The following is a 6,674-nucleotide window of genomic DNA, read 5'->3' on the forward strand; positions in this document are numbered from 1 at the left end:
GCGTGCAGCATTGGTAACAAAGACAAAATGAAGAAGGGATCATGAAAGCACTTATTCAATCACTGGCCGTTGCCGTTGCCCTATCCTTGCCGTTGGCAGCTTTCGCACAGTCAACAGCACCGGTCACGCGGGCATCGGTTCGCGCCGAGCTGATACAGCTGGAACGCGCCGGATATGAACCAGCAAGAAACAATCCTGACTACCCAAATGATATACAAGCGGCACGCGCACGCATGGGCAACAGCTTCGGCGGTGTCGAAGCAGGTTCGTCCGCAGCCGGTCGTCCCGTGTCGATGAACCCTTACACCGCGCAATAATCACGGTGTACGCCGTACTGACAATGCAAAAGGCGCTCCCAGGCGCCTTTTGCGTTTATTCCCCACGTCCCATCGTTACGCCCTGTACTAGCGCCGGCATCAATCCATCCTGCTAGCCTCGGTTCACAGCATCCTGCAAATGATCTCAGACGGACTTACCATAAGAGGAACGCATCGACCGTCAGCAACGCCGCCGCGAACGACTGTTCGCCCCTTCCCTGACTGCCGCCCAGCCTCCCACGTCCGGACTTAGACGTCCATTTGACAGTACTGCCCCGCTATTGACCCGAAAGGATAGCCCGATGACCTCACAATCTTCCTCAGTTTCCTCAGCCCCGATCCATTTTCCGGCTCCGCGCGATAAACATCTGCGAGACATGGCGGACTGTATCCGGTTCCTGTCCATGGACGCAGTGCAGAAAGCAAAAAGCGGGCATCCTGGCGCGCCAATGGGCATGGCCGATATCGCAACGGTGTTATTCAAGGATTTCATGCAGTTTGATGCGGCGGACCCGCACTGGATTGATCGCGACCGGTTTGTGCTGTCAAACGGCCATGGATCGATGCTGTTGTATAGCCTGCTCTACTTGACCGGTTACGCGGATATGCCGATCGAGGAATTGAAGAAATTCCGACAAGTTGGCAGCAAGACCCCAGGCCACCCGGAATATCGACACGCTGACGGCATTGAACTCACCACGGGCCCGCTCGGGCAAGGGATTGCGGAGTCCGTCGGCATGGCACTTGGCGAACGCATCATGAATGCCAAGTTCGGTGACGACCTCGTGAATCACTTCACCTATGTATTCCTCGGCGACGGCTGCTTGATGGAAGGGATTAGTCAGGAGGCGATTTCGCTGGCAGGCCATCTCAAATTGGGCCGGTTGATCGCATTCTGGGATAACAATTCCATTTCCATCGATGGTGCGACGAATCTTGCCGTGTCCGACAACGAGATCGAGCGATTCAAGGCATCCGGCTGGCACGTGCTCGAAATCGACGGCCACGACACCGATGCGATTCGCGATGCCATCAAGACCGCCCGTGCAAAAACCGATCAGCCTACGATGATCGCGTGTAAAACCATTATTGGATTCGGTTTCCCAACGAAGGCCGGCACGCAAAAAGCGCACAGCGATGCGCCCGGTGAGGACGAAATCGCGGGTGCACGAAAAATTTTAGGATGGAATTCGGCACCGTTCGAGATCCCACAACAGTTGCTGAACGAATGGCGGGAAATCGGCGCCAAAGGCCGCGAGGCTCGGACAAAATGGGCTGAGCGTGTCAAGAAAGCGCCGGATGCCCTGCGTGGCGAATTCGAACGGCGCACCAAAGGTGAATTACCACCAAACTGGAAAGCCGCAATCGCGGCGGCGAGAGAGGAATTCGTCAGCAAGGGTGGCGAGATGGCAACGCGTCAAGCCAGCGGTGCCGTGTTGAATCACTTGTTCGATGCGATTCCCGAATTGTTAGGCGGATCGGCGGATCTGACCCCGTCGAATAACACCAAGGCGAAAAATCAGGTAGAAATCAAGCCAGGCAAGTATGACGGGTCGTACATCCACTATGGTGTGCGAGAGCACGGCATGGCGGCGGCAATGAACGGCCTCGCCTTGCACGGCGGCGTGATTCCTTATGGCGGTACCTTCCTGTGTTTCTCGGATTACTGTCGGCCAGCCATTCGCCTTGCCGCGATGATGCGGGTGCGTACGACATTCGTGATGACCCATGATTCGATCGGCCTCGGAGAGGATGGTCCGACGCACCAGCCGGTGGAGCACCTTGCGGCATTGCGCGCGATTCCGCACTTGGCTGTTTTCCGTCCGGGAGATGCCGTGGAGACAGCCGAAGCGTGGGAGTTGGTATTGGAACACCCAAGACAGGCAGCGCTTCTCGCATTATCGCGCCAACCGATGCCGCTGCTGCGTACGGAGGCCGGCACAGAGAACAAATCGGCTCGCGGCGCCTACGTTCTGCTTGAAGCGGAAGGTGGCCCACGGCAGTTGACGCTGCTTGCGACCGGTTCAGAATTGCATCTGGCGGTGGAAGCGCGCGAGATCATGCAAAAGGAAGGCGTGCCTACAGCCGTGGTGTCCATGCCATGTCGCCTGTTGTTCGAACAGCAGGACCTGCAGTACAAGAAGAAAGTGTTAGGCGACACGCACGCGCGCGTGGCCGTGGAGGCTGCTGTCGAGCTGGGATGGGAGCGGTATCTCGGCCTGGAAGGTAAATTCGTCGGAATGCACGATTTCGGCGAGTCCGGAAAGATCCAGGATGTCTACGCGAAGTTCGATATTACGACGGACGCCGTGGTCCGCGCAGCGCGCGAAGTGCTGAAAAATGTAAAAGGCTGATGGGTCTTTCTGGATACCCTAGCGCTTTTAATTGGGTATCCTCGAAAAAGGCATCGTCATGTTAGCGTCGCGGTAACCGGAAAGTATCGTTTCCTGGTGCCGCTGCTCAAAATGGCGACGGAACCACTCCGCAGTTGAAAGGTTACGATGATGCACGGTGCAGAGCGCCAACGTAAGATCTTTTCGAAATCTGTATTTTTGAACGCCACGCCGACACTTTTGCCGGCGTTTCCGCGTTTTGGAGGCTTATGCGGAAAGATTTTGCATCTCAGCGAAAAGGTCGGCCTTCCCTTCGAAGCCGATGCCGGGCAGATCGCCATGTCAATTGTTCCAATCGCGACTGGGCGCTCGCCATGGCCGCCCGACTTCTCGTTGGCGAACATGGTCGCCCAGATCTTGTGCGGATCAACGTTGTCACCAGCTCTTAATGAATATACCCTCACGTGTTTTGACAGTACGAGCAGTGCCGCCGTCTCAGCCAGCGCCTTCTCCTTACGCCATGATGCGCGCTTAGGCTCCTTAGCCCGCTGACCATCGGCCTTTGCATGTACGAACATGGCGCGCGCATCTTCGGGCTTGGCCAGCAACTGCGTCGCCGCCTGCCGCCATTGTGCAAGCTCCTGCGGATAAACGCCATTCTCGCGGCATCAGGCATGGTAATACCTCTGCCAATTGTGCAACGCGTTTCTAGCAAGACTTGCTTTTAACACAATTCTGGCTTTTCCTGCGCGCAATCTCGCCGACTTTCCTAGATAGAGATGCAGCATGCTGCCTTGTCAGCAAGGCTACCGGATACGCGTTATTGCCGATAACTTGCCGCGCATGTCAAATGAAATCGCTTCGTTTTGCAAAACTTATCTTCGCACATAAGATGAACAATTTCGAGTAAAGCGTTACCGAACAGGCCTTGCCACTATATTTCCAATCGTACTTCATGCAAATCATCCCAAACGCCTTTTCTTATGCATCATCTCGCCTGCTTGAGCCCTGGTTCTCTGTCGATGATTCTGCGAAGCAAGCATCATGCGATGACGTCAATCACAGCGCTGGCACGCATCTCGAAAATATTCCGGGCGATATATTTAAGGCCGGCAAGCTTCAGCTTTCGACACGGAGCATTGTTACACTCGCATCAACGAGCAAGCGCCTTGCAACTTTTATGGAATCATTGTTTCCGCAGCTCTTCAACGCGCTCTCTGAAATAAGAGCCGTTCACACGGGATGGATGCCGCTCCTTTCGTCCGACGTTATAACGAGTATCCAGGCACATCCTCGCAAAACGGATCAGACTGCTCTGCTCCGAAAATTAGTCATGGGAATACCAGCTTCTAAAATATTTTTAGAACGTGCTTTGCCTGACGGTCTGTGTATCTTCAGTGCCGACTTGAAGAGCATCATTGCCGCAATTGAAAAGGAAATCAGTAAGCCTACTCAATCATCTCAAGAAGCGTTTTCCTTACTCGACATTTTGGTGATACGCTTTATGTCAGGCAGCGGTGTTACGCGAAACTCGCTGACGGATTCATTAGATCTTTTTGATAAGGCTTTATTGCCGGCAATGATCGTATCTGTGAACGCAGAACCGTTGTTGCAGCGCTTATCTTACGAAATAAGTGTATATCTCTGTGCTCGTCATCAAGTGGATGTCTCGGATGAAGTCGCGGGGATCATTGCGAATAACTTATTCTTCGACCACAATTGGACGCCTGTCGTATGGGAATCTTCATTTTTGTATAAGCGAAGCAAAGGAGAATTTGTGCGAAAACGAATGGAGTCCGGCTTAGGATTATTTACCCAATCTCAGTGGTCTGCTATCGACAAACGTGTCGCATCCCGTATTCATCTTGCACTGCCTTATCGACCTGGCGAAAAATTTGACGACCTATGCCAGGCGTGGCGCGAAGACGATGCCGCTTTCGTTATCCAGGCAGAGGAAGCGACGATCGCTGCCGAACCGCATTACGATTTCGGAGATAGGGTAATGGTGGGTGTGCACCTTCGCTCCAAATGGGCCGTTTCTGCTACTGCACTCGATTTATGGAGCGGTCGCTGAACCGACAAGCGATGAGATGATTCCATTCGCGAGGCCACCTCATTTTCCCGCGCTGCCCGTTGTTAAAGTGTTTTGTATATAGCGGGTGCACATAGTAAGTGTTCCGCAAAGCGGTTTAACGCATGTAAGCATGCAATATTATGATGCTTACGACGCGAATCAGTCGTATCACTGTCGGCTAGATGTCGAACAGTTGCACATCGGCGTCGGCACGCCGTCGTGCCTCTCGCAATATCCGAAAAATCTGCTCATCGCTATATCGACTCTTCTTAATGACGCGCTCCGTCTCGGTGCGACATTATCCTAGATCAATTTGGTCTTATTTTCCCGGAGTAGGTAAGCCTCGCTTTTTTAATACACTTCTACTTCAAAGGAACTGATACTCAGGGAGGGTACTAAGCCACCACCACATCCGTCTCCAGGAACACCTTCCATGCAAACCGTCATCAATGCATATTCCTATGCATCGTCTCTCCTGCTTGACTCACGCCCCACTGACGACAGCTTTACGGAGTCGGACCTGAAAAATTCGTTTCCTGAAGGAATTTGATTGGCGATGGTCAGGTCGTCGGCCGCGTGACATACTCCGCACCCCACGCCAACGCCAATAGCAGGATGCAAAAACACCGCGGCTTCCTCAGGATCATCCGCAGGTTGTGGCCCGTGCCGCACATGACAGCATGGATCGCGTCGCCGAGCGCCCCCTTGAACCAGTTCCAATCTAGTTTGCCGTCGGACTTCATGTGGCCAATCGCCGCCTCGATCGCACTGCGTCTGTTGATCATCGCTCGTAGCCCTCGCGTAATGCCACGTCGCGGACCAGGGTAATAGATCTTCACTCCGCTTATCGCAACGCCCCTATAACCTCGTTCCACTGCCGCGATGTTTGCCGTAACGTACCTCAGAATCGCTGCCTGTTCCAAGGCTTCGGCTAACATATGTCCATCGTAAGGGTTCCCCGGCATCGAGCGCGCACCGATCACCAAGCTCTCGCGATGTCTCGTGGTGATCCACACCTTCACGCCAAACTCATACGGGCGTCGTGCCTTGCCTTTTGAGACGCACTCCACCTCCGGCGCGTGCAACGCGTACAGTTTGGTTTTATCTTTGGGTTGTTGCGCGAGAAACCGTTTTGCTTTGAGCCGCAGCGTGTCGAGTGCCGCGCGGCTTTGTTGCGCGACCCCGTCAATTTGACGTTCTACATCGCGCATGACGCGTCCAACGCGCGAACGCAGTGTTCGCAATGTTTTCTTCGTTCGCTTGAATTGCTTGGCGTATGCATATCGGCCAATCTGACTTGCTAAGCGAGGCGCTTCACGATTGTAGTTCTGGGGCAGTGCTAAACCATGTTGTGTCGCGGCCTTCACCAAGTGTTCTCGGCAGCGCTCCAGCAGGCGCGAATCAGTCGGGTGCGCGATGGCTTTTTCCATCACCGTCGTATCGACGATGACCCGCTTCAGGTTTGCGCTTTCAACAACCTGGGCACGTTTGGCCGCTTCGATCGTCTCGGCCAGCAACTCCTCCACGCGTGCCTCACCAAGGCCCTTGCGCCAGCGCGTGAGGCTCAACGGATCGATTGGCGGCGTCGTTTGGAAATACGTCTCGCCGGTAAAAACCTGCCCGTACGGATTCTCGATCCATTGCCATACTACGTCCTCATCGGACCAGTCGAAAGCATGCTGCAAATACAGTAGACCCGCGATCAAGCGCGGCGAACTAGCCGGCTGCCCACGCGACGATGCGAAGCTCGCACTCATCGCAACGCTCAGGCGCTCCCACTCGATCAAGTCGCTCAGCTTGACCAAGGAATGCTTCAGGTTGATCTGCTCGCGCAGCGGCTGTCGAAAGAAATCTTCCTCGGGCACTACCTTCTTCGGACCCATTCAAACCTCGTCAGAATTTGCAGGATTCAACACGTAATATGCCCGTTCCTTGCAAATCCCTCAATCC

General features: G+C 54.3%; 4 protein-coding genes and 2 pseudogenes. 3 read left to right on the forward strand and 3 right to left on the reverse strand.

The window, feature by feature from the left end; all coding sequences use genetic code 11:
- Positions 1-41 precede the first annotated feature (41 nt).
- The gene (locus tag WM40_RS10535) at positions 42-317 is read left to right on the forward strand and encodes a DUF4148 domain-containing protein (RefSeq protein WP_046152815.1); all 276 of its coding nucleotides are present in this window, start codon (positions 42-44) and stop codon (positions 315-317) included.
- A gap of 302 nt (positions 318-619) precedes the next feature.
- On the forward strand, positions 620-2,671 hold the full coding sequence (gene tkt, locus WM40_RS10540) for a transketolase (protein WP_046152816.1): 2,052 nt from the start codon (positions 620-622) through the stop codon (positions 2,669-2,671).
- Between the two features lie 301 nt (positions 2,672-2,972).
- On the opposite strand, the pseudogene WM40_RS29550 reads toward tkt, so the two are convergent.
- Together WM40_RS29550 and WM40_RS31340 are read right to left on the reverse strand one after the other, a co-directional pair.
- Positions 2,973-3,093, reverse strand: a pseudogene (locus WM40_RS29550) (mandelate racemase); the annotation flags it as partial.
- A gap of 15 nt (positions 3,094-3,108) precedes the next feature.
- Positions 3,109-3,318, reverse strand: a pseudogene (locus WM40_RS31340) (IS3-like element ISAzo10 family transposase); the annotation flags it as partial.
- A 287-nt stretch (positions 3,319-3,605) separates the two neighbouring features.
- On the opposite strand from WM40_RS31340, the gene WM40_RS10550 reads away from it, so the two are divergent.
- Positions 3,606-4,724, forward strand: a complete 1,119-nt coding sequence (locus tag WM40_RS10550) for a hypothetical protein (protein ID WP_046152818.1) — start codon at positions 3,606-3,608, stop codon at positions 4,722-4,724.
- Positions 4,725-5,284: 560 nt separating this feature from the next.
- Here WM40_RS10550 and WM40_RS10555 read toward each other — a convergent pair.
- A complete protein-coding gene (locus WM40_RS10555) occupies positions 5,285-6,607 on the reverse strand; it encodes an IS5 family transposase (RefSeq protein ID WP_046152819.1) in 1,323 nt (440 codons plus the stop codon).
- Positions 6,608-6,674: the final 67 nt, after the last annotated feature.

This window comes from Robbsia andropogonis (assembly GCF_000970345.1).
Lineage (GTDB): Bacteria > Pseudomonadota > Gammaproteobacteria > Burkholderiales > Burkholderiaceae > Robbsia > Robbsia andropogonis.

Bases quoted from the DNA above. Each gene is read 5' to 3' on its own strand.
- tkt (WP_046152816.1), top strand. From the start codon at position 620: ATGACCTCACAATCTTCCTCAGTTTCCTCAGCCCCGATCCATTTTCCG.
- WM40_RS10535 (WP_046152815.1), top strand. From the start codon at position 42: ATGAAAGCACTTATTCAATCACTGGCCGTTGCCGTTGCCCTATCCTTG.
- WM40_RS10550 (WP_046152818.1), top strand. From the start codon at position 3,606: ATGCAAATCATCCCAAACGCCTTTTCTTATGCATCATCTCGCCTGCTT.
- WM40_RS10555 (WP_046152819.1), bottom strand. From the start codon at position 6,607: ATGGGTCCGAAGAAGGTAGTGCCCGAGGAAGATTTCTTTCGACAGCCG.